General features: G+C 32.6%; 18 protein-coding genes and 1 other RNA gene. 11 read left to right on the top strand and 8 right to left on the bottom strand.

Annotated elements, in window-relative coordinates:
• Positions 1 to 61: 61 nt before the first annotated feature.
• Positions 62 to 190, bottom strand: coding sequence for a hypothetical protein (locus GKZ88_RS22575; RefSeq protein ID WP_255474700.1), 129 nt, complete (start codon positions 188 to 190; stop codon positions 62 to 64).
• 299 nt (positions 191 to 489) lie between these two features.
• Between GKZ88_RS22575 and GKZ88_RS07230 the strand changes: the two genes are divergently transcribed.
• Positions 490 to 2,679 carry a response regulator gene (locus tag GKZ88_RS07230; protein WP_155101714.1) on the top strand — a complete coding sequence of 730 codons (2,190 nt, stop codon included), beginning with the start codon at positions 490 to 492 and terminating at the stop codon, positions 2,677 to 2,679.
• Here GKZ88_RS07230 and GKZ88_RS07225 read toward each other — a convergent pair.
• Positions 2,676 to 3,923, bottom strand: a complete 1,248-nt coding sequence (locus GKZ88_RS07225; protein ID WP_155101713.1) for a DEAD/DEAH box helicase — start codon at positions 3,921 to 3,923, stop codon at positions 2,676 to 2,678. The two genes, GKZ88_RS07230 and GKZ88_RS07225, sit on opposite strands and share 4 nt — an antisense overlap.
• A gap of 124 nt (positions 3,924 to 4,047) precedes the next feature.
• Positions 4,048 to 5,094 (bottom strand): formimidoylglutamase, encoded by a 1,047-nt coding sequence (locus tag GKZ88_RS07220; RefSeq protein ID WP_155101712.1) that lies wholly within the window; start codon positions 5,092 to 5,094, stop codon positions 4,048 to 4,050.
• A gap of 97 nt (positions 5,095 to 5,191) precedes the next feature.
• Here GKZ88_RS07220 and GKZ88_RS07215 point away from each other — a divergent pair, with 97 nt between their 5' ends.
• Positions 5,192 to 6,070 carry a hypothetical protein gene (locus GKZ88_RS07215; protein ID WP_155101711.1) on the top strand — a complete coding sequence of 293 codons (879 nt, stop codon included), beginning with the start codon at positions 5,192 to 5,194 and terminating at the stop codon, positions 6,068 to 6,070.
• 160 nt (positions 6,071 to 6,230) lie between these two features.
• On the opposite strand, the gene hutI is transcribed toward GKZ88_RS07215, so the two are convergent.
• Positions 6,231 to 7,469 carry an imidazolonepropionase gene (gene hutI / locus GKZ88_RS07210; protein WP_155101710.1) on the bottom strand — a complete coding sequence of 413 codons (1,239 nt, stop codon included), beginning with the start codon at positions 7,467 to 7,469 and terminating at the stop codon, positions 6,231 to 6,233.
• Positions 7,470 to 7,561: 92 nt separating this feature from the next.
• Positions 7,562 to 8,614, bottom strand: a complete 1,053-nt coding sequence (locus GKZ88_RS07205) for a glutaminyl-peptide cyclotransferase (RefSeq protein ID WP_155101709.1) — start codon at positions 8,612 to 8,614, stop codon at positions 7,562 to 7,564.
• A gap of 88 nt (positions 8,615 to 8,702) precedes the next feature.
• Here GKZ88_RS07205 and ffs point away from each other — a divergent pair.
• From ffs to GKZ88_RS07180, 5 genes are all read left to right on the top strand, one after another.
• An RNA gene (gene ffs, locus GKZ88_RS07200) (signal recognition particle sRNA small type) lies at positions 8,703 to 8,800 on the top strand.
• A 286-nt stretch (positions 8,801 to 9,086) separates the two neighbouring features.
• Entirely contained in the window at positions 9,087 to 9,464 is a 378-nt protein-coding gene (locus GKZ88_RS07195; protein ID WP_155101708.1) for a hypothetical protein, read from the top strand.
• 97 nt (positions 9,465 to 9,561) lie between these two features.
• Positions 9,562 to 10,365, top strand: coding sequence for an SDR family oxidoreductase (locus GKZ88_RS07190; protein WP_155101707.1), 804 nt, complete (start codon positions 9,562 to 9,564; stop codon positions 10,363 to 10,365).
• 128 nt (positions 10,366 to 10,493) lie between these two features.
• On the top strand, positions 10,494 to 11,150 hold the full coding sequence (gene fsa, locus GKZ88_RS07185; RefSeq protein WP_155101706.1) for a fructose-6-phosphate aldolase: 657 nt from the start codon (positions 10,494 to 10,496) through the stop codon (positions 11,148 to 11,150).
• 91 nt (positions 11,151 to 11,241) lie between these two features.
• Positions 11,242 to 11,739, top strand: coding sequence for a hypothetical protein (locus GKZ88_RS07180; RefSeq protein ID WP_155101705.1), 498 nt, complete (start codon positions 11,242 to 11,244; stop codon positions 11,737 to 11,739).
• Between the two features lie 94 nt (positions 11,740 to 11,833).
• Here GKZ88_RS07180 and GKZ88_RS22445 read toward each other — a convergent pair whose 3' ends face one another.
• The 3 genes from GKZ88_RS22445 to GKZ88_RS07160 all read right to left on the bottom strand — a co-directional run bounded on the left by GKZ88_RS22445 (position 11,834) and on the right by GKZ88_RS07160 (position 15,244).
• Entirely contained in the window at positions 11,834 to 13,582 is a 1,749-nt protein-coding gene (locus GKZ88_RS22445) for an MFS transporter (RefSeq protein WP_230392477.1), read from the bottom strand.
• 176 nt (positions 13,583 to 13,758) lie between these two features.
• Entirely contained in the window at positions 13,759 to 14,460 is a 702-nt protein-coding gene (locus GKZ88_RS07165; RefSeq protein WP_155101704.1) for a LytTR family DNA-binding domain-containing protein, read from the bottom strand.
• Positions 14,450 to 15,244, bottom strand: a complete 795-nt coding sequence (locus GKZ88_RS07160; RefSeq protein WP_230392476.1) for a histidine kinase — start codon at positions 15,242 to 15,244, stop codon at positions 14,450 to 14,452. The genes GKZ88_RS07165 and GKZ88_RS07160 overlap by 11 nt, the downstream gene beginning before the upstream one ends.
• A gap of 526 nt (positions 15,245 to 15,770) precedes the next feature.
• Between GKZ88_RS07160 and GKZ88_RS07155 the strand changes: the two genes are divergently transcribed.
• The 4 genes from GKZ88_RS07155 to GKZ88_RS07140 all read left to right on the top strand — a co-directional run bounded on the left by GKZ88_RS07155 (position 15,771) and on the right by GKZ88_RS07140 (position 24,677).
• Positions 15,771 to 18,800, top strand: coding sequence for a SusC/RagA family TonB-linked outer membrane protein (locus GKZ88_RS07155; protein ID WP_155101702.1), 3,030 nt, complete (start codon positions 15,771 to 15,773; stop codon positions 18,798 to 18,800).
• A gap of 11 nt (positions 18,801 to 18,811) precedes the next feature.
• Positions 18,812 to 20,392: a RagB/SusD family nutrient uptake outer membrane protein gene (locus tag GKZ88_RS07150; protein WP_155101701.1), complete on the top strand. Its 1,581-nt coding sequence runs from the start codon at positions 18,812 to 18,814 to the stop codon at positions 20,390 to 20,392.
• 119 nt (positions 20,393 to 20,511) lie between these two features.
• Positions 20,512 to 22,452, top strand: a complete 1,941-nt coding sequence (gene nagB / locus GKZ88_RS07145) for a glucosamine-6-phosphate deaminase (RefSeq protein ID WP_155101700.1) — start codon at positions 20,512 to 20,514, stop codon at positions 22,450 to 22,452.
• A 158-nt stretch (positions 22,453 to 22,610) separates the two neighbouring features.
• A complete protein-coding gene (locus tag GKZ88_RS07140; RefSeq protein WP_155101699.1) occupies positions 22,611 to 24,677 on the top strand; it encodes a family 20 glycosylhydrolase in 2,067 nt (688 codons plus the stop codon).
• Positions 24,678 to 25,115 lie beyond the last annotated feature (438 nt).

Here is a 25,115-nt window from a genome sequence, read left to right as displayed (position 1 = left end):
TCTTTTTAGTAGTAACTGATCTTTTTTTATGCAACAAGAAGCAGTTTCTTGGAATAAATAGTTATGCTACTTTTCCTTTTCTGCCTTCTTCTGGATCTGGTTCTGCTGGAGCATCTCCGCCTTGAATAGTTCTTAATTGTGCTTGAGTCAATTTTTCAGACTCTTCTGATTTTAAAAATTTTTCTAACATTACTTTAAAGTTTAATGCTCCAATCTTATTAATTAAACACTTGGGGCTTGTGTCCGTAAATATTTACTAAAAGTATATATTTATTCCAATAAATCACAATTTCTCATACTTTTTTTGTTATATTTTTATTTGTTTCTTTTGGTATTTTGTTAAATGTGTTTGTTTTGTGTAAAGAAATGATTTGGAATATTTTATATACGACACACTGAATGCACTGTTTTTGCTAAAATAAATTTTGTAAAATATTAGCCCTTTTTTTATGAGGTAATAATGTATATTTGAGGACAATATATATAACTATGCTTAGAGTGCGGATATTTTTAGCGTTTGCTTTATTATTGAATATTCTTTCATTTAATTTAACGGCACAGAATGGTAAAAAAGAAACCTCTTTAAAAGCAGATCAGCTTGTTAAAGAAGCATTAGTTAACTTTAGAGAATCAAACTTCGAGAAATCATTAATTATTTCTAGGGTTGCCCTGAATGCTGCTACAGCAGCAAAAAACAACACCTTAATTTCTCGTTCCTATAATATTATTGCCGCCAATTATAATGAATTGTCAGAGGTAGATAAAGCTATCTTTTTTTATAAGAAAAGCTTGATTTATGCGAATAGAACAGATAATGATTCCATAAAATATAATCTGTATAATAATTTAGGCAATATGTATTGTTTTGAAAAAAAACAATTTGACATAGGAATTTACTATTATAAAAAATCTATTGCATACGGATTAAAAATAAACGACTTAAGTCAGGTGTATTTTACAAATGTAAATATTGCCTGGGCATACTTTGATGTTGGTAAATTTAAGGAAGGATATCCTTATCTGAAATTTGTTTCTAATAATACTGAAAAGTATAGTGATAAATCAACAGAGATTATTGCCAATATGCTTAATGGTATGTATTTAAATTATAAAAATGAAAATGATGCTGCCAATGCTTATTTTTTAAATGCAATTGCTGCAGGAAAAACCAGTGATGAAAGATCTGATTTGTCATATGCGCATTTGGAGTATTCTAAGTTTTTAATGAAAATTAAAAAGTATAAGGAAGCCTATGAAAACCTTAGTTTGTATAATAAGATTACAGAAGAATTATACAATCAGCAAAAGCTGAAAAAAGCTTCAATTGCAGGTTTTAATCTTGAATTAGATGAATACAAAAGACAGATTGATAAAATTGAAAATGAAAAAATTTCTCAGTATCAAAGTCTTAAAAAATCGCGAATTATTGTAATTCTGTTTGTACTGATTTCTCTTATTCTGCTCTTTTTGATTATTACATTAATTAAAAATATCAGGTTTAAAAAGAAACACAATTTAGAGCTTTTAAAAGCTAAAGAAATTGCAGAAGAAGCTTCTTTACTCAAAACCCAATTTATTTCGACTATAAGTCACGAATTGCGTACGCCTCTTTATGGAGTGGTTGGGATTACTAATATGCTTTTGGAAGAACATAAAGAATTATCAAGAAGCCAGCATTTAAGTTCGCTGAAATTCTCTGCCAGATATCTATTGTCATTAGTAAATGACATTTTGCAGATTAATAAAATTGAAGAAAATAAAGTAGTACTGGAAAATCTGACATTCAATATTTCTGATGAAATTATGATGATCAAAAACTCACTTTCTTTTTTATCTCAAAAAAATAACAACAAAATTAATATTTACATCGATCCTTATATTCCGGAATATTTGATTGGAGATAAGCTGAGACTCGCTCAAATTTTGATGAACTTAGTCAGTAATGCCTTGAAATTCACGAAAAATGGAGAAGTTGAAGTGAAAGTTGATCTTTTGAAGACAGAAGGGAAAAATCATTTCTTAGCTTTTCTAATTAAAGATAATGGTATCGGAATTGCAACTGTTGACCAAAATAAGATTTTTGAAAAATTTGTTCAAGTTGGACGAAAAGATGAGGATTATCAAGGAACTGGTTTAGGTTTGAGTATTGTAAAGCGATTATTAGGTTTGTTTGGCAGTACAATTACGCTAGAAAGTGATTTGGGTCAGGGAACTTCTTTTTCGTTTATCATTCCGTTTGAACATGATCCCGAGAAAACTAAAAAAATAATAGCTGAAATTGAAGTTGATTTGACATCAAATGAAGTTCATAAAATTTTAATTGTTGAAGATAATCGGATCAATCAGCTGGTAACCAAGAAAATTATTGAGAAAAATAATTACATCTGCAAAGTTGTTGATGATGGTTTTGGTGCTTTGGAAATTTTAGAAAAAGAAACTTTTGATCTTATTTTAATGGATATCAATATGCCATTAATGAACGGATTTGAAACCAGTAAAAGGATTCGTTTGCAGGATATCAAGACACCAATTGTGGCGCTGACCGCTTTTGATAAAGACGAAATAACTGATGAGGCGATTTCATCTGGGATAAATGATATTATCATTAAGCCGTTTGAGCCTGTAAAACTCTTTAAAATTATTAGTTACTTAATAGAAGAAGCGAAAAACGCTGGTTAATACCAGCGTTTTTTATTTTGTTTAGAAGCATTTGATTTTCTTGATTTGTGAGCACCTCCGCTTCGATTAGAGCTTTTTGGTTTTTCTCCCGCTTCAGGACTTCCAGAATGCCATTGATAAGGATGTTCAGTAATTATTTTGACATCAACTTTTATCAGTTTTTTAATGTCTTTCCAGTACGGTTCTTCATCTTTCCCGCAAAATGAAATTGCAATTCCGCCATTTCCAGCACGTCCTGTACGGCCAATACGATGCACATAGGTTTCAGGAATATTAGGCAAATCAAAATTAATTACATAAGGCAATTGTTCAATGTCAATTCCTCTGGCAGCGATGTCTGTAGCAACCAGAACACCAACTTCTTTGTTTTTAAAAGCATCTAAAACGCGCTGTCTTGCATTTTGCGATTTATCTCCATGAATGGCTTCAGCAGGAATATCTTTTTTGCGAAGTGCTTTTACAACATTATCAGCGCCATGTTTTGTTCTTGAAAAAACAAGCACGTTTGATAAATTTTCTTCTTTAATTAAATGGTAAAGCAAGTTTCTTTTTTCTGTTTTATCAACAAAATAAATACGCTGTTCTACATTTTCGGCAGTTGAAGAAACCGGAGAAACTTCTACTTGTTCTGGATCTTTTAGAAACATTTCGGCCAATTCGCGAATAGCAATCGGCATCGTTGCTGAAAACAATAATGTCTGACGGTTTTTAGGCGTTAATTTTACGATCTTTTTTACATCGTTGATAAAACCCATATCCAGCATCTGATCTGCTTCGTCTAAAACCAAAGTGTGCAAATGATCAAAATCAAGAAAACCTTGTTTGTGCAAATCCAGTAATCTTCCTGGAGTTGCCACCAAAATATCGACACCTTTTTTTAAGGTTTCAACTTGTGGATTTTGCGAAACACCTCCAAAAATGGTTAATTGTGTTAGATTGGTGTATTTGCCATAGGTATCAAAACTTTCTCCAATTTGTACAGCAAGTTCGCGTGTTGGTGTAACTATTAATGCACGAATTTGTTTGGCTTTTTTTGATGAACCTACAATTCGGTGTAATTGATGTATGATTGGGATGGCAAATGCTGCTGTTTTTCCTGTTCCTGTCTGTGCGCACCCAATTAAGTCTCTTCCTGATAAAACGATCGGGATAGATTGTTCCTGAATTGGAGTGGGGTTTAGGTAGCCTTCTTCAAATACGGCTTTTTGTATACTTTTTGAGAGTGATAAATCTTCGAATAACATATCTTAGGTATTAAGAATTTAGTTTTAAACACTAAAATTCTGTGCAAAGATAGGTTTAATCGATCAATCCTTTATTTGAATCTTGTATTATTTGAAAAATGTGTGGTTTTAAGCCCGTTGACCTTCAGTTAGATTTTTCTTTTTCGTTATTTGCTTTTATAAAATCGGTGATCAGATAACCAATCAATTTTCCAATTAAATTATTATTTGGAGAATCAGCTAAATCTGGTGCTCCTTCGCAAATATGCAGATAAGCAGCGTTTTTATTTTGGCCAAAAAAGGAAACAAACTGGCGAAGTTCTTCTACTGAAAATCCGCTTATTGTCATGGCGCTGCTGGCAATATTAGGAATTGCATCTAAATCAATTTCAATTCCAAAAGAGTCCGTTTTAATAAACTCTAAAGCCAAAGCCATTTCTCGGTTAAAATCTTTTTCCTTTCGAATGTTTACACTGTCGTATGTATTATAGCGTACGCGGTCTTCCAATTTTTTGATAATATCCAAAACGCTTTTTGAAGTGTAATTTTCGTGTAATCCGAAGATGAAATATTTTTTAAGGAAACCCTCTTCATAGGCATATGAAAAACCATTTCCACTGTGACGTCCTTCCAAAATTCTGAAATCAGAATGCGCATCAAAGTTGATGGCATTTATAGGTTTTCCTTTGGCAAGAGCCGAACCTTTAATATTTCCGTATGCATTATTATGACCTCCGCCAATGATGATTGGAGTTTTTCCGGCTTTTATAATAGTAAAGATAATATGAGAAACTTCTTTGTCTATTTTTTCAACCAGCTGACTCAATTTTGAGCGGTCATCAATATCGTTAAAATCAAGATTTTCGACATCACGCATTTCCTGCGAAACATTTATTTGCCCTAAAACTATTATCTGACTGCCTTTTGAAAAACGATTGTGCTGAATATTGGCAATGCTTTTTATAGCGCTTTCCCATGCCGATGCAGCACCGGGACGCCCATAATTTGCGCGCACGCCAATATCTTCAGGAATTCCTAAAAGTACATATTTAGCTTCGCTTTCGGTCAAGAATTTTACTTTGTCAGCTTCTTTTGGAATGACAATCATCTTCTCGCCAAATTTTATTTCACCACTTCTGTGATTCGTAACTTTTGCTAAATCATTAATAGTAAAAGGAATTAACTTCTCCATATAAAAAAAATATTGCTCAAAAATAATATAATTGTGTCAACTTACGTTATTACGATATATTAATTCTTAAATTTGTTAATAAAGAAAATTATTAAATATGGAAAACCCAAAGAACAACAACTCAAGTCTAAAGGCAGTAATCGCCGTTTTAGCAGTCCTACTGATTGGTAGTTTAGTGTACATTTTTAAATTGTCTTCTGATACAGAAGTAGTTAAAACTGAGCTTACCACTACAATGACAGAAAAAGAATCTGTTATGAAAGATTTACAAGAATTGAAAGCAACTTATGATGCTGCAATTGCTGAAAATACTTCAATGTCTGATGAATTAATTCAAGAGAGAGATAAAGTAGTAGCTCTTATGGATGATTTGAATAAATCAAAAGGAGACGTTTCTAAATACAGATCTCAAGTTCAGGCGATGCAGGGCAAAATGAAAACTTTAGTTGCTGAAAATGATGAGCTTAAAAAACAAAATGGTGTTTTAACAAATCAGAGAGACAGTACAATTGTAGTTTTAGGTGAATCTAAAAAATACAATGAAGTATTAGTAGGTCAAAACGAAGAATTGGCTAAAACTGTTGAAAAAGGTTCAAAATTATCTGTTTTAAATACTAAAACAATTGCTTACAAAGTGAAAGGTTCTGGTAAACAAGTTGAAACTGATAAAGCAAGCCGTGCTGATGTTTTGAAAGTTAGTTTTACAATTGCTGAAAATTCAATTGCTAAATCTGGTGACAAAACGTATTATGTACAAGTTATTGACAGCAAGAATAACGTTTTAGGCGAGAAAAAAACTGAAAGTTTTGGTGATAACTCTTTGACTTACAGTTTTAAAACTACAGTAAAATACGAAAATAAAACAGTTCAAGTTTCTGAAGATTTAATTGGTAAAGATTTTGAAAAAGGTGCTTATTTTATTAATGTATTTGATAATGATGAATTAGTTTCTAAAACTAGTTTTAACTTAAGATAATATCGTCCAAAGGGATAATAATACCACTAAAATATTAAAGGTCTGTGAGTTTTCACAGACCTTTTCTGTTTTTCCATGTTCCCAAGGTTGAAACCGCGGGCTATATTTTATAGAATTCAATAATTACAAAGGCAACCTTTGCATTCAAGTGTGTCAGTTTTTATTCTAAAAGTCTTCCTTCCAGAAAAACACTTTCTATTAAATTACTGCCGAAAGCGTAAGGAATTTGATAGTAAGAAGAAATTGGTTTTGTAAGGATCAAATTAGCCTTTTTGCCTACAGTGATACTTCCGTGAGTTTCTGAAAGTCCCATTGCGTATGCTCCATTTATTGTAGCAGCATTTATTGCTTCTTCGGGAGTCATTTTCATTTTGATGCAGGCAGTTGCCACCACAAAATTCATATTTCCTGATGGAGTAGAGCCCGGATTGAAATCTGTGGCTAACGCTATAGGTAATCCAGCTTTTATCATTTCGCGTGCAGGTGTGTACGGAATACTTAAAAAATAGGAGCAGGACGGCAGTGCAACAGGCATTGTTTCAGTATTTTTTAAAGCCTCAATATCTTCTGGATTCATAACTTCAAGATGATCGACAGAAAGAGCGTTAAATTTAACGCCAGACTGAATTCCCCCGATAGAATTAAATTGATTTACGTGGATTTTTGGCTTTAAGCCAAATTGAATTCCGGCTTCCATAATTTTTTCCGTTTCTTCAACAGAAAAATAACCAGTTTCACAGAAAACATCGATATAATCGGCTAGTTTGTTTTTTGCAATTTCGGGAAGCATTTTAGCTATAATTTCATCAATATAAGCTGATTTATTTTCTTTGTAATGTGTTGGAAACGCATGTGCACCTAAAAAAGTTGCTTTTATTGCAATTGGATAATTTTCTGCCAGTTTTTTAATGACACGAAGCATTTTTAATTCACCTTCAACGGTTAATCCGTAACCCGATTTAATTTCGACAGCTCCGGTTCCTAACTGCATAACTTCTTCTAAGCGAATTTTAGATTGTTCGTAAATTTCTTCTTCAGAAGTTTCATTAAGTTTTTTAGCCGAATTTAAAATCCCGCCACCGCGATTGGCAATTTCTTCATAAGATAATCCGTTGATTCTGTCGACAAATTCCTGCTCGCGATTTCCTGCATATACAATATGTGTGTGGCTGTCGCACCAAGTTGGCAGAACTACTTTTCCGGTCGCATCTATAATTTTATCTGCTTTGATTTCTGGAAGATTTTCCATCGTTCCAAAATCAGCAATAAGATCATCTTTTATAATTAAGAAAGCGTTTTTTATTGTTGGAAGTACTGCCATTTCTGAACCTGAAACTTTATAAATTGAAGTTTCGCGAACCTGCAATAACTCTTGTATGTTTTTGATTAAAGTGATCATATTTGGTTTGTTATTAAAACACAAATTTCACAAATTTCCACTTAATAAAATGTGAAAACTTGTGAAATTCGTACAATTGTTTTGCGTTTGATTTATTCTGAAACTGTAATTTCAAACATTTTGCTCCAGTTTTTACCGGTAACAAAAATAGTCTTAGTTTTAGGATTGTAAGCAATTCCGTTTAAAACATCGTCTTTAGTGATATCTGGCATAAATTTGCGTAATCCCGACATGTCTAAAATCCCTTCAACTGCTCCAGAAGTTGGATTTACAACGGCAATAGCGTCTTTCAACCAAACATTGGTGTAAATTTTTCCGTTAATCCATTCTAATTCATTAATTGCCTTAATTTTTGAAGCACCAGAATAAACATTGATATAATCAATCATTTTTTGAGTTGCCGGATCCATTTTCCAAATTTTTTCTGTTTTATCTGTTTGGTAAATGTATTTTCCGTCATTTGTCATTCCCCAGCCTTCAATATCTTTGTCGTAGGCAAAAGTTTTTTCAAGTTTTAAAGTATTGGCATCATAAATAAAACCTGTTTTTTCCTGCCAGGTTAATTGGTATAATTTACCATTAAGAAAAGTGATTCCTTCTCCAAAATATTTTTTATCAAGATCAATTTGTTTAAAAACTTTTCCTGTTTTATAATCGTATTTTCTTAAATATGAAGTTCCGTTTTGTCCCGTGCTTTCATATAAAGTATCTTTGTAAAACTCTAAACCTTCTGTAAAAGACTTTTTATCATGTGGGTAAGTATTTACCACTTTATACTTTAATAATTTAGGTTCAACATCCGAAATTAATTCAATTCTTTTGGTTGCATCAGAAGAATCAGATCCAAAATGTACAACAGCTTTTAAGTATTGATAGCCCAGTTTTTGATCTTTTAATTCAAATTTAAATTTTTCAGCACCTTTTGTACTTCCCACTTTTTTGTCATTAATTAAGTAGGTAATACTGTCGATTTCTTTCGATTTTGGGTTTAAAATTCCAATTGAAACAGCTTCTTTTTGCGTAAAATGCGCCGGAAAAGCGGTATCATCAATATTAAATAAAGAATTTTCACCTTTATTTTTATCTCCACATCCAATTAATGTGATTCCTAATAAAATGACAGTTAGGAAGTTATATTTTTTCATAGTTTAAATTTTGAATAAGCCAATATACGACGATATTTTTATAGCAACAAAGCTCTTGCAAAAATATAAAAAGATTGTATATTTGCACCGGCAAGTCCTACACGACCAGCTCCTGCAGACTCCCCCAGGATGGGAACATAGCAAGGGTACGTGGTTGAGCGGTGCGATGTAGGTCGCTTGCCATTTTTTTTTATCCCGATGTTCGGGATTTTTTTTTGGAATTAATTCAAATGTAGTCTTCCTTCGGGAGGATTTTTTTTATTTTGGACGTTTTGGACGCGAAAGGTAATTAGCTATAATTCGATTTCTATATTCTTGTTGTATTTTCAGGCAAAACGTATTGCTATATCGTATTGTGGTTGCATTGCGGTCCAATAGTGAAACGTTGGCTATGTTTTTAATATAGCGGATCAAAAGAAAATCAATTTAAGGCTAATTATATTATTCATTTATAACTGAAATATTTTACATAATGAAGGAGAAATTTTCGAAATTATTTTGGGTTTTTGTCTTTTTTGGATTGATTTATCTTGTTTTTAGAGAAATAAAATACAAAGAGGAAATTAAGGAACATCCTGGGGTAACGATATGTAAATATACCTTATGTGAACCAAATGGTAGAACTAGTACAGCATATGTAAAATATTATGTGGATGATAAATTGTACAGAAATAGTATAGGAGGTTGTCCCGATAGTTCTGAATTCAAATGGAATAAATTTTTTGTGTTAAATTATTCGACTATCGATCCCAATAAAATTTCAGTTGATTTTTCTAAAGAAGTTACAGATTCAATTCAGATAAAAGAATTGCAATCAAAACTTGAATTCAAATATTGGCTTGACCATTAATCATACTACAGATTGTCAAGTATAAAAATAAGCTTTGTTTTGTATATTTGGCTGCTATAAAAAGTGTATAAATTTAAAAACCATAACTAACCTACAAATGAATAAAGTCGTTTTAATTACCGGAGGATCCTCAGGGATTGGAAAATCAATTGGAGAATTTTTGCATAAAAAAGGTTTTGTGGTTTATGGAACCAGCAGAAATCCTGAGAAGGTGCTAAACTCTATTTTCCCCTTAGTGGCTTTAGATGTTCGAAATGCCGATTCTATTAAAACTGCTGTGTCAAAAGTTATTGAGATTTCAGGAAGATTAGATATTGTAATCAATAATGCTGGGGTTGGAATTACTGGACCTTTGGAAGAAATTCCGATGGAAGAAATCAAAAATAATTTTGAAACCAATTTTTTTGGTCCAATTGAAGTAATGAAAGCGGTTTTGCCACAAATGCGCGAGCAAAAATCGGGGTTGATTATCAATATTACTTCAATCGCAGCTTATATGGGATTGCCTTACAGAAGTGTTTATTCGGCTTCAAAAGGAGCTTTGGAGTTGATTACGGAGGCTTTGCGAATGGAAGTAAAGCAATTCGGAATTGAAATTACCAATGTTGCGCCAGGAGATTTTGCTACCAATATCGCATCAGGACGTTATCATGCGCCAGTTTTAAAAGGTTCAGCTTATGAAAAAGTTTACGGTGATACGCTTGCTACAATGAATGAACATGTTGATGCAGGAAGCAATCCAAATGAAATGGCTGAAGCAATTTATAAAATCATTCAAAAAGACAAGCCAAAAGTGCATTATAAAGTTGGCGTTTTCATGCAGAAATTTTCTATTGTTTTGAAACGTACGCTTCCAGATAAAGTTTACGAGAAAATGTTAATGAATCATTATAAATTGTAATAATTACTTAATTAATTTTGTTTTGTAACATATAATTTCAAATTGGTTTTGATTTTGAAATCTTTATTGATATTGATTTTGTAATTTTGCACCAGATTTTTAGACACACAATTATAAATATATAAATTATGAAATTTTTTATTGATACAGCTAATTTAGCTCAAATTAAAGAAGCACAAGCTTTAGGCGTTTTGGATGGTGTAACTACTAATCCATCATTGATGGCAAAAGAGGGAATTACTGGAAAAGATAATATTCTAAAGCATTATGTTGACATTTGTAACCTTGTAGAAGGTGATGTGAGTGCTGAGGTAAATGCATTGGATTTTGATGGAATGATCAAAGAAGGTGAAGAACTAGCTGATTTACATGATCAAATCGTTGTAAAATTGCCAATGACCAAAGAAGGTGTAATGGCTGCAAAATATTTTTCTGATAAAGGAATTAAAACAAATGTAACACTTGTTTTTTCTGCAGGACAAGCTTTATTGGCTGCAAAAGCTGGTGCAACTTATGTTTCTCCGTTTATTGGTCGTTTAGATGATGTTTCAACTGATGGTTTGAATTTGATTCAGGAAATTAGAGAAATCTATGATAACTACGGTTATGAGACTCAAATCTTGGCAGCTTCTGTACGTCACACTATGCATATTGTAAACTGTGCTAAAATTGGTGCTGACGTTATGACTGGACCACTTTCTGCTATATATGGTTTATTAAAACATCCTTTAACTGATATCGGATTAGCTCAGTTTGTAGCTGATTTTCAAAAAGGAAATAAGTAATAATCAGATTCTTATAAATATTAAATCGTCTTTTTTAGTTAAAAAAGACGATTTTTTTTTACTTTTATGTGAACGTAAAAAAGAAATACTTATGAAAATCATCTTAGTTTTAATTTCGTTTTTTGCTGCAACTTTATCGATAAATGCCCAAGCAGCCAAAGTTTTGACAAGTATTAACGAGGCTGGTGATGTTGCTACTTATGAGCTGGATTGCACGACGAAATTCCAGACGCTGGCAAAAGGTCTGCGATACAATATAACGAGGCATGAGTTCAAAGGTCCAGAACTTAAAAATTCATATCGTTTGTTACTGGTAATGGATGGTTTTTATTCGAAAACGCTGAATAAAGAAATGACGATTTCGGCAGTATTGACTGATGGTACTGTGATTGAAGCCAGAAAAATAATTGAAGATGACGGCTTTTTTGACGGAGCCTGCACTTTAAAAATAAAAGATCCAAATGCGCTTTTAAATGCAGATATTGACAGAGTTGTTATACATGCTGATAAAGATGTTGTTTACAAGTTAACAGCACAGAATAAAGCAATTTTCAAAAAGAACTTGAATAATATTATTAATGCTAAATAAGGTTCTAAGGTTTTTCTTGTAGGGATAAAAAAAATCCAAATTCCAGTTTATAATTGGAATTTGGATTTTTTTTTATTTTGTAATTCTAAGTTTCTTAGTGTCCGCCACCTTCGCTTTGTACGTGACTGATTCCTTGTCTTTTTAATATTTTAGGGCAATAGAAGCCGTAAAATCCTAAGTAAGCAAAACCTAATAAAGGAACGATATAAGAGAAGTGTGTCCAAGTCATTCCGAATATTCCGTCTGGACTTGTTGAATCGATATCACAGATGCTTCCTTGAATTAAAGGAATAACTCCTCCTCCAAGAATCATCATAATTAAGAAAGATGAAGCTTTTCCTGTATTTTTTCCTAAACCTGCAATTGCTAAATCGAAAATTGAAGGCCACATGATAGATAAGAATAAACCTCCAGAGATGAAGAAGAATTTAGCAATTTCTGGATTTGGATAAACTAGTCCGGCTACCATCATCAATAAACCTGAGATTCCGAAAAGCATCAAAGTTTTTCCGGCGTTTTTACCTCCTACAAAACTTACTGCAATGAATAATAAAATCCAGATTGGGTAAATGTAGAATGATGAAACGTCATGAGCAGCAAAAATATTAGCTCCAATGATTACTCCAAATGCCAAAGCAGGAACAATGAATTTTAAAGCTGTATTTAATAAGTTAGATGTATTGAAAACATTTACACCGCCATTCCATCTTCCAATCATTAAACTTCCCCAATAAAGAGCGATAAATGGAGCTATAGAATCTTCAAGGATGCTTCCAAATTCACTTGTTTTTAATAAAGCAGGAAGATTACTGATGATGGTAACCTCAGTTCCAACATAAATAAAGATTGCTAACATTCCAAGGTATAATTGAGGATAGTCAAAAATACTGAATTTGCTTTCTTTGCTTTCAAGTATTTCATCTTCTTCTATTTTTGCAGGATCTTCAATTTTAGAAAAATACATAAAAATTGCAACCAAGATAAAGGCAAATCCTAAAACCGTAAAAGGAAATTTTACTAAATGCAATTTAGATTTAACAACCTCAAGTGGCAGTTTAATTTTAGCTACGTCTTTTTCAATAACCTCATATTGAGAAACAAAAGGTTTTACAGGAAGAGAAGGGTTTTTTGAAATTTCAGCCAATTGAGCATCAATTTTGTTAACTTGTTCCGTTAATGCAACAGTTGCAGCTTGAGTTTCTTCTTTTGCATCTATATTGTCAACTGAAATTTCTTTTATGTTTTCGGTAATTTCATTTTTTAGTTTAATGAAATCTTTTTGTACAATTTCAATTGGTTGGAAGTCTTTTTTCTTGTCTTCACTTTTTCCCATTCCAAACAAAGCGATTCCCAGTAAAATAGCACCAATAGTAGTTCCAAAAGAGTTAATTCCTCCTGCTAAGGTTAAACGGTGCGCTCCTGTTGATGGAGCTCCCATTTTAATAGCTAGCGGGTTGGCAACAATTTGCTGAATTGAAAAACCAAGTCCTACGATAAACAATGCTGTTAAAAAGAAAGGGAAGCTGCCTAAAGAAGCAGCAGGTATGAATAAAAATGAACCAACAGCAGAAAGAAGTAATCCCGCAGATAGTGTTTTTTTGTATCCAAATTGTTGTAAAACATCTCTTTTTAGAGATACTAAGAAAAAGATTATTGCACCCACAAAATAGGCAGCATAAAATGCCCATGCTACTAATTGTGACTGTACTTGTGATAAAGTAAATACTTTTTTGAACACTGGTATCAGGATGTCATTGGCAGAACCAACAAAACCCCAAAAGAAGAAGACGATTATCAATGAGATAAACTGCCCCCATTTGGTTTGAACATTTTCTGAACTCATAATGTAATAAGGTTAATTTTTTATTATATTGTTTTTTGAAGACCGTAAATATATTTGTTACGAATAGCAAAAAAAAATAAAAAGACACAAATAATGTTAAATTTAAACAAACAGCATCATTTTTTCAACAATGTGTTAGTTTTAACTTAGTTAGAAAATGGAATATGAGGTAGGAATTATTCTAATATTTTATTTTTTACATCCTTACTGTAGTTTCTGCCAATAGGAATAGTGTAGGATTGTATCTGAATACGGTTTCCTTCGATTGATTTTACCTTATTTAAGGCGATAACGTAGGATTTATGAATGCGTAAAAAGCGTTCAGCGGGTAATTCTTCAGATAAAGAAGTTAAAGATTTATGCGTAATATAGGTCTTGTCTGGAGTGACTACTTTTATGTATTCCTTCATTCCTTCGACAAATAATATTTCTTCAATATTAATTTTCATCATCTTCTTATCGACTTTAATGAAAATATGCGAATCACCTTTTGTGGTTTCAACTTTAATATTGTTTTTAAGGTTGTATTCGGTGGTGATTTTATTGATGCATTTTATAAATCTTGGAAGCGGAATAGGTTTTACTAAATAATCTAAAACATCAAGATCATAACTTTCGGCAGCAAATTCTCTAAAAGCGGTTGTGATAATTACTTTGGTTTTGTTTTCGATAAGGCTAATTAATTCAAATCCTGTCATCATTGGCATATTGATGTCTAAAAACACAGCATCAACAGGTGTGCTGTTTATGAAATCAAGTGCCTCTAAAGAATTATTGAATGTAGCAACAACCTCAAAATCTGTAAAATTAGTAAAGTAATTTTGCAGGACTTTGATAGCTAATGGTTCATCGTCGATCAAAACACATTTAATCTTCATTTTGAATAGGTATTTGCAAACGGATTATATAGTAGTTTAGTTTTGTTAACTGTTTTAAGCTGAAATTATTCTTGTAAATTAACTTTAATCTTTTTTTAGTATTAATCAATCCAATTCCTCCTTTTTGATTTAGATTTTGTGAAATTACAAAATTATTTAGGATTTCAAAATCTAACAATTTATTGTCGATAACTTTACAATTGATTTTGATTTTTAAGTTTCGATTGTTTAAACCGCCGTGTTTAAAGGCGTTTTCTACCAATGAAATGAATATCAACGGGGGTACAACAGTATCTTCAATATTTGATTCTAAATTTATGGTAACTTCTACATTTTCAAAGCGAAGCTTTTCGATTTCGATGTAGTTTTGAATATAATCTATTTCTTTTATGAGTGGAACAAATTTGGTTCCTTTTACATCATATAAAACATACTCCATCAAATTTGACAATTTAATGATAACGTCTGGTACTCTATCTGAAGATTCTAAAGATAAGGCGTATAAATTATTTAAGGTATTAAAAAAGAAATGCGGCTGAATTTGATTTTCAAGATACTTTAGTTTGATTTTGAATTGGTTTTCTCTCAACGATCTGTTTCTTTCACGTTCTCTCAACCAAGTTAGCGTAAGATAAACTGATGAAGCCATAGCCAGTACATAAAGCTCTCCAATACAAACGGCTACAATGTGATTAAGTTCAAAAGGATGATATTCTCGATTCGCTTCTGGCCAGATATTTTCAGATATGATATAATAGGTAAGGGCGGTTTTGCATAAATACATTACAAATAAGCTTGTTAAAAGCAAAAGTGTGTATATAATATATTTTTGTTTGAGGACAAATCTCGGAACTAAAACAAACAAATTGAAATATACTAAAGGTATAACTAATGAAAACTCAATAAGGTTTGATTTGAAGGAATATGGGTAATCATTAAAATACGCACCCCATCTTAAAAAATTTAAAGTAAAATAGATACCCCAAAACCAAATGTGATTTTGAAGCTTGATGTCAAATTTTAATTTTTGAATTTCTTTCAACTTAGTTTTTTGGAGTTTAGCTTTTCGTGGGTATTTATGTAATTATTGTGCAACTTTAAACAATTAGAAGTTAAAACGCAATTCTTTTGAAGAAAAAAATGTAAAAAAAGTGAAATGATGCTTTATTTCTATAGTATAACGTTTTCGTATAACATAATGTTGAATGTTTTATGTCGTTTGTTTAAAGTTTAATGCTGTTTGTATAATTTATTTTTTTTAACAATATCTTAAGAATAATTTTACCTTATAACTAACAAAATAAATAAACATGAAAAAAATTTTCTTAATCTTTATGATTGTTTTTACGGCGCAGGTTTCGCTTGCTCAAGTAAAAAATGTCAAAGGTGTGATTACAGATTCTAATGGAATGCCGTTGCCAGGGGCATCCGTTTTAGTGCAGGGAAGTCAAAAAGGAGCTAGTTCCGATTTTGACGGATTGTACACAATCGAAGCACAAAAAGGGCAGACATTAGTTTTTAGCTATGTAGGTCTTGAAACGCAAACTATAGTTGTAGGAGATGCTACTACAATTAATGTAAAAATGGAGAATGCATCTTCAAATGCTTTAAGCGAAGTTGTTGTAACTTCTTTAGGTATTAAGAAAACTAGAAAATCATTGACTTATGCGGCACAAGAGCTTAAAGGAGATGAATTAGTTCGTGTAAAAGATGCTAACGTTATCAATACAATTGCTGGTAAAATTGCTGGTGTTGCTGTAACTAAAAGTGCTGGTGGTACTGGTGGTTCTACAAAAGTAGTAATTCGTGGTAACTCTTCTGTTTCTAATAGCCAGCCTTTATATGTTATTGATGGTATCCCAATGTTAAATTCTGGTTCTGGACAACCTAATGATACATTTGGTAGTTTAGCTGGAGGTAACCGTGATGGAGGAGATGTTATTTCATTAGTGAATCCTGATGATTACGAAGGAATGACAGTTCTTAAAGGTGCTGCAGCTTCTGTTTTATATGGTTCTCAAGGAGCAAATGGTGTAATTTTACTTTCTTCTAAAAAATCTAAAGAAGGAAAAGCAAATATCGCAGCTTCTTCTGTAACTACTTTTGAAAGTGCTGCTTATCTTCCTAAATTCCAAACAGATTACATTGCTGCAACAGGAGCAGATGAATCTTGGGGAGCAAAACAAACTTCTCCTGATCACGTAAAAGATTTTTTCAATACAGGAGTAACACAAATTACTTCAATAGGATATTCACTTGGTTCTGAAAATTCTACTACTGCATTTTCATATGCTAATACATCTGCTAGTGGTATTACTCCAGGAAATAGCTTAAAGAAAAATAACTTTGGAATTCGTCAAACTGCTAAATTTTTTAATGATAAATTGACTTTTGGTGCTAATGCAAACTATACAAGTCAAACTATTGCAAACAAACCAGTTAACGGATTTTATTTTAACCCATTAACAGGTGTTTATTTAATGCCAAGAGGTTATGACTTTAACGAATACAAAGAAACTTATGAAGTTTTTGATCCAACAAGAAATTTAATGGCGCAAAACTGGATGACTAATAGAGATATTATGCAAAATCCATATTGGGCAATCAACAGAAATAAATCTGAGGACAAAAATGATTACTTCAACGGATCATTATCTTTATCATACAAAGCTAATAACTGGTTAACTCTTGCTTCAAGATACAGTTATAACAGAATTACAAGTCTTTTTGATAAAAGAATATTTGCTACAACTCAAGGGACTCTTTCTAATGTAAATGGTAGATATTATTCTGAGAATTCATTGAGTACACAACGTTATGGTGATTTAATTGCTACAATTAATACAAAAATTGGAGAAGATTTTACTTTCACAGCAAACGTTGGTACAAGTATCACAAATACATTAACAAATCAAAAAACAATTTTAGATTCAGGAATTAGTGCAGGTTTAGTTTATGCTAACTGGTTTACATTAGCTAATTTTGTAAATAATGCAAATAACTATCAGACAATAGATTCTAGAAGAGAAGTACAGTCAGTTTTTGCTGCTACTACTTTTGGTTATAAAGATATGTTGTTCTTAGATCTTTCTGGAAGAAACGATTGGTCTTCAACATTAGCAAATACAGGAACATCAAGCTATTTTTATCCATCTGTAGGGGTTACAGCTCTTATTAGTGAAATGACAACATTGCCAGAGTGGATTAATTATGGAAAAGTACGTGGTACTTATGCACAAGTTGGTAATGATATTTTCCCTTTTATCTCAACTCCAACATACTACTACAGACCTGGTTTTACAGATCCAAAACCAAGTGCAGGACCAAAAAATGGAACTACTTTGAAACCTGAGTTAAAATCAGAATTTGAGTTTGGTACAGAATGGAGAATGTTTAATAACAGATTCAGTTTTGAGGTTTCATATTACAATTCTGAAACTAAAAACCAATATTTACAAGTTGTTGCACCAGTTGGAAACCAAGAAGGTGTTGACTTTTACGGATTTAATGCAGGAAGTATTGAAAATAAAGGTATCGAGCTTGTGTTAAATGCAGGTATTATCAGAGGAGATAAATTCTCTTGGGATACATCTGTTAACTTCTCACAAAACAAAAACAAAGTTAAAGAGCTTCCAGACAATATTGGAAACAGAGTTAATTTAACTGAAGCTGGAGTAAATAGCTACAGATATGCTTTAATCGAAGGAAGACCTTATGGTGTTATTGAAGGTATTAACTTCAAGAAAGATGCACAAGGAAGAATTTTATTAAATGATGACGGAACTTTCCAAAAAACTGATTTTGAAGAAGTAGGTAACTCTAACCCTGATTTCATGTTAGGTTTCTCTAACTCATTCAAATATGGTCCATTCTTCGCAAATGTATTGCTTGATGGTCGTTTTGGAGGTGATGTAATGAGTTTGACTCAAGCTCAAAATGACTCTTTTGGAGTTTCAAAAGCAACTGGAGATGCTAGAAATGCAGGTGGTGTTGCTATTAATGCAGTTAAACCTGACGGAACAGCAGTTACAACAATGGATGCTAAATCTTACTATACACAAGTTGGTGGTAGAGCAGGTATTACTGGCGAATATGTTTATTCAGCAACTAACGTAAGTGTTAGAGAAGTTTCTATAGGGTATAACTTTAATCGTAAAGCATTGCCTTTCCTAAATTCAGCTAGTATTTCATTAATCGCTAGAAACTTATTCTTTATCTACAAAGATGCTCCTTTTGATCCAAATATTGCATTAAGTACAGGTCAAGGTCTTCAAGGAGTTGATATTTATGGTTTGCCATCTACTAGAAGTATCGGTCTTAATTTAAATGTAACTTTCTAAATTTAAAAAAAATGAAACTAAATAAAATAGCAAAAGCAGCTATCTGTATCTCATTACTTACCGCAGTAGGTTGTACAGGTGATTTTGAAGATATAAATACTAATCCAAATGGTTTTACACCAAAGGAGTTAGAGCAGGATTTTAATAGCATTAAAGGAGGTTTCGCTCCAATGTTCAACAATATACAAGTATTAACTCCAGAATGGGTTTATCAATTACAGCAAGGGTTAAGCTGTGATATCTGGTCTGGATATATGGCTACACCAACTGGATTTGCAGGAGGTATTAACAATACTACTTATTCATTAGTTGATGGTTGGAATGTTTACAATTGGGATTATGCTTATAAATATGTAATGTTTAATGCATATGATATTGCTAATAAATCAAAAGGTAAATACGATCAGTTTTATGCACTTTCATTGATTTTGAAAGTTGAAGGAATGCATAGAGTTACAGATACTTGGGGACCAATCATCTATTCTAAATTTGGTTCGCCAGAAACTACTATTCCTTACGATTCTCAAGAAGAGGTTTACAATCAAATGTTTGCAGAATTAGATACAGCTGTTGCTGAATTAACAAAAAGAGTAGATGCTGGAGAGGCTTCAACGTTTGTTAGTACAGACTTGTCAGCTTACGGTGGAGATTACAAAGCTTGGGTAAAATTTGCAAATACTTTACGTTTAAGACTTGCAATGCGCATTGTTAAAGTTAATCCAACTTTAGCTAAAACACAGGCTGAAAAAGCGGTAGCTCAAAAATTCGGAGTATTTACTACAAATGCAGATTTATTTAAAATTGTATCTCCAGTTTATACAAACCCAATTAATACAATCAGTGGTTCTTGGTTAGATATTCGTATGTCAGCTGATATGGAGTCTATTTTAGGTGGTTACCAAGACCCTAGAACGGCTACTTATTTCGATACATCAACTCAATTTCCTGGTCAATACAAAGGTGTACGTACAGGTATTGCAATTAATGGTAAAGGAGATCACCAAGATTTTTCTGGAGTAGGTGCTGTTGTTAGATCTAAAGAAATTGTTTTATTCACAACTGCTGAAGCTTATTTTTTAAGAGCTGAAGGTGCATTAAGAGGATGGAACATGAATGGAACGGCACAAGCACTGTATGAAGCAGGAATTAAAGCTTCATTTGATCAGAGAGGTGCTTCTGGTGCAGCAGCTTATACTGCTGATAATACAAAAACAGCTATTGCTTATGTAGATCCAAACTTCCCAGAAAATAATTCAGCTGCATTGAATAATGTGACTGTTGCTTGGGATGCTGCTGCAACAAATGAAGTTAAATTACAAAAAATCATTACTCAAAAATGGATTGCTGGTTTCCCAGAAGGACAAGAAGCTTGGTCTGACTACAGAAGAACAGGTTATCCTAAACTTTTCCCAGTACTTAAAAACTATAGTGGAGGAACAATTACTACTCAATTTGGTGTTCGAAGAATTAATTATGTTACATCTGAGAAAGCGGCCAATGCAGGTGGAGTTGCTAGCGGAATTGCAAAATTAAATGGACCAGATACTGGAGGAACAAGACTTTGGTGGGATACTACAGGTCCTAATTTCTAAAAATAATTTGTGTTTAAAAGGATTTAAGTTTGGTTAGTAATTGCAAATGGTATAAGTAATGAGAGTTACTTATACCATTTCAATAACCAAAATTTGTACATACCAAAAAAAGAAAAAAAATGAAAAGTGCTTTAGAAATAAAACCTGATATCAGCTATAAAAGCGCCGGTAAATTTGAAGAAACTAGATTTGAGAAAATTCACAATGAAATCTTCAAAAATTCAGCCGAAGCATCAGTAATTGTAGCGCAGGAAATCGCTCAGTTAATCAGATCTAAGCAAGAAAAAAACAAATCTTGTGTATTGGGTTTGGCAACAGGTTCTTCTCCTATTAAAGTATATGAGGAACTAGTGAGAATGCACAAAGAAGAAGGATTAAGTTTTAGCAACGTGATCACTTTTAACTTGGATGAATATTATCCAATGTCAAAAGAAAACAATCAGAGCTATCACTATTTTATGCATCAGCATCTTTTTAATCACATTGATATTAAGCCTGAAAATGTTAATATTCCTGACGGCACAGTTGCAATAGATGAACTAAATCAATACTGCATCGATTACGAAATGAATATTAAACAAGCTGGAGGCCTAGATTTTCAGTTATTAGGAATCGGACGTACAGGACACGTTGGTTTCAATGAGCCTGGATCACACATTAATTCAGGAACAAGAATTATCACATTAGACCATATTACAAGAGTCGATGCTTCATCAGACTTTAATGGAATTGACAATGTACCAAAACGTGCGATCACAATGGGAGTTTCGACCATTATGAGATCAAAGCGAATTGTATTAATGGCATGGGGGCAAAACAAAGCCGATATCATCAAAAGAACTATTCAAGGCGATATCAGTTCTGAGGTTCCCGCTACATTTTTACAGAATCATGCTAATGCAACTTTCGTTTTAGATCAGTCTGCAGCTTCAGAATTGACGCGTTTCAAAACGCCTTGGCTGGTTGGAGAATGCATCTGGACACAGGAATTAAAAAGTAAAGCGATTGTTTGGTTATGCCAAAAAACAAAACAATCGATATTAAAATTGACTGACCGTGATTACAATAATAACGGAATGTCGGATCTTTTGGCGCAGGAAGGTTCTGCTTACGATTTGAATATTAATATGTTCAACGTTTTGCAGCACACTATTACAGGCTGGCCGGGTGGAAAGCCAAATACAGACGATTCACATCGTCCGGAAAGAGCCAATCCTGCTAAAAAAAGAGTAATCCTTTTCAGTCCGCATCCAGATGATGACGTGATTTCGATGGGGGGAACTTTCTCAAAATTGATTAAACAAGGACATGATGTACATGTAGTATATCAAACCTCAGGAAATATTGCCGTTACAGATGACGAAGCATTGAAATTTGCTGAAGTATGTAACGATTTTGTAGGTGCCGATTTACCAAAAGATATCAATTTTAAATCGGTAATTAAATTTCTAAACAGCAAATCTGAAAATCAGATTGATTCTTTAGAAGTTCGAAAATTAAAAGGATTAATTAGAAGAAGGGAATCTTACGCAGCAACAAGATACATTGGACTTAAAGATGAAAACACACACTTTTTAGATCTTCCGTTTTATGAAACCGGACAAGTTAAAAAGAATCCATTAGGCCCAGAAGATATTGAAATTGTTAAAGATATTATTGCCAAAATAAAACCGCATCAAGTATTTGCAGCAGGAGATTTAGCAGATCCGCACGGAACGCATGAAGTGTGTCTAAATGCGATTTTTGCAGCCTTGAAAGCCCTGAAACCTGAAAAATATATGGATGACTGCTGGTTATGGCTTTACAGAGGAGCTTGGCAAGAATGGGATATTAACGAAATTGATATGGCAGTGCCGCTTTCTCCATCAGAAGTATTGTTGAAACGTCATGCAATCTTGTATCATCAGTCTCAAAAAGACCGAGTTATGTTCCAAGGAAATGATTCTCGTGAATTTTGGGTTAGAGCCGAAGACCGAAATAAAAATACCGCAATTCTGTATGATGAATTAGGTTTGGCAGAATATGAAGCAATCGAAGCCTTTAAGCGTTTTGATTACTAAAATAAAAATTTAAGATTCGTATTTAAAGCGAGTCAAATTACAAAATTCAGATTGGTTTCATAGCGATTAGTGAGGTTCAATAGCAATCATTCTGAGTTTTGTTTCTTTTATACATTATTAATGTTTCCTCAGGGTAACATCATTTCAAAAAAATTAAAATGAAGTATTTATTAGTCCTACTATTTGCGGGTTTAACATCTAATGCTCAAATTCAAAAAGAGCAGCTAAATCTTATGCCTTGGCCTCAAAGTGTTGTTTTAAACGACGGGAATTTTGCCTTAACTAAAAATTTTAAAGTAAACATTACCGGAAATCCAAATCCAAGAGTTTTTGGCGGAGTAACTCGTTTTTTGCGTCGCTTAGATGGCAGGACTGGTTTATTTTTTCAACAAGGTTTTATTACAAAATTAAATGAAGTTCCAACAGCTGAACTTCAGATAAACTGTACCAAAAGCGGAAAAATTGGTTTGTATGAAGATGAAAGTTATCACTTAGATGTCAAACAAAATAAGATTACAATAAATGCAACAAGTGATTTAGGCGCACTTCATGGTCTTGAAACTTTATTGCAGTTATTGCAAAACAATAATAATTCATTTTATTTTCCGAACACTCAAATTTCAGATTTTCCGAGATTCACTTGGAGAGGCTTAATGATTGATGCCTCAAGACATTTTCAGCCGGTTGACGTTATCAAAAGAAATATCGACGGATTGGCAGCAATGAAAATGAACGTTTTTCACTGGCATTTAGTTGATGATCAAGGCTGGAGAATCGAAATGAAAAAACATCCAAAACTTATTGAAGTTGCTTCGGATGGATTGTATTATACACAAGAGGAAATTAAAAATATCGTAAAATATGCTGATGAGCGCGGTATTTTGATAGTTCCAGAAATAGATGTTCCAGGTCACGGATCTGCGATTTTAACGGCTTATCCAGAAATTGGAAGCAAAGTGATTACGCTGACAGGAGGAACTTCTGAAAAAAATATTCAGGGAACAGCAATTGCGACCTATGGAATTGAAAGAAATGCGGGTATTTTTTCACCAACATTAGATCCTTCAAATCCTAAAACATATCAAATTTTAAGTGAACTTTTTGATGAGGTTTGCCCATTATTTCCCGGAGCTTATTTTCATATTGGGGGAGATGAAAATGAGGGGAAAGACTGGGATGCAAATCCAAAAATTCAAGAGTTTAAGAAGAAACATAATTTAAAAACGAATCACGAATTACAAACGTATTTCACTATGCAATTGGCTCCAATGCTTAAAAAACATGGAAAACAATTAATGGGATGGGAAGAAATCTTGACTAAAGACCTTTCAAAAGAAGCAATTGTTCATTCTTGGAGAGGTACAAATGAAGGAATGGCAGCAGGACAATCTTTAGTTGATGCTGTAAAAAAAGGATACAAAACAGTATTGTCAAATGGTTATTATATTGATTTAATGTATCCGGTAGAAAGTCATTATTTAAATGACCCAATGCCAAAAGGTGCCGTATTGACTGCAGAAGAAAAAGCAAGAATTTTAGGTGGTGAAGCTACAATGTGGACAGAACTTGCTTCTGAAACTACTATAGATTCAAGAGTTTGGCCAAGAACTGCTGCAATTGCAGAAAGACTTTGGTCAGCAGAAGATATTACAGATGTTTCAAATATGCGTAAACGTCTCGATGTTGTTTCCTTCAGACTTGAAGAATTAGGATTGACTCATATTCGCAACAAAGCGGTAATCTTAAGAAATATTGCAAACAATCAAAATATCAGTTTGTTAGATGAGTTTTCAAATGTTTGTGAGCCGTTAAAGGGATATACGCGTAATAAAGGCGGAACGGAATATCAAATGTATTCACCGCTGACACTTTTTGCAGATGCATGTACACCTGATGCTAAAGATGCTTTAAGTTTTAATGAAGCTGTAACGCAATACCTAGCAAATAAAACGCCTGAAAATAAAGCTAAAGTAGCGTCATTTTTAACCAAATGGATTGCTGTTAACAAAGGATTAAATGAATTAAGTGCCAATGCACCATTAGTACAGCCATTTCTTCCTTTAGCAAAAAAATTGAGTGATGCATCAGAACAAGTTTTACTGGTTTTAGACAATAAATCGACTTTAAAATCAGAAGATTTGAAGAAATTAATCGAAGACTGTAATACAAAAGATTACGCAGATGTTGAGCTGGCAGTTTATGCAGGCTTAAAGAAATTAATATAAAAATTTGGTTTGAATTAGTAGTGTTTAGTAAAGTTTGTTACCATGATTATGTAGTAATTTAATTTATCTCTGCTGGAGATTTTCAGCAGAGATATTTTTCAAACAACAGCTATTAATTCCTTAAAATCAAAACAAAAAAATAACCACTAAAGGAGTATTAACATTTAAAAACCAAATAAAAAGAGTAAAATTTAAAACATGACAAAACGAGTTAAAATTGATGAGTAGTCCCAAGTTTATCAGTTGTATTTAATAGTAATTTTTAAAAAATTATAAATAAATATCAATCACTACTATTTGCTAATGATTATCAAGAATCAGTAATAGTAATATTTATCTATAGAATTTAATTTGAGTTTATTTCCAATCGATGCAGCCTTCCAAACTGCGTTGAGCGAAACCCAGCAGTAAAACTGCTTCGGCCCAATTACTTATTTT

This window comes from Flavobacterium sp. LC2016-01, assembly GCF_009711135.1.
Classification (GTDB): Bacteria; Bacteroidota; Bacteroidia; order Flavobacteriales; family Flavobacteriaceae; genus Flavobacterium.
The sequence above is the reverse complement of the archived record's forward strand: the minus strand, read 5'-3'. Positions and strand labels throughout refer to the sequence as shown.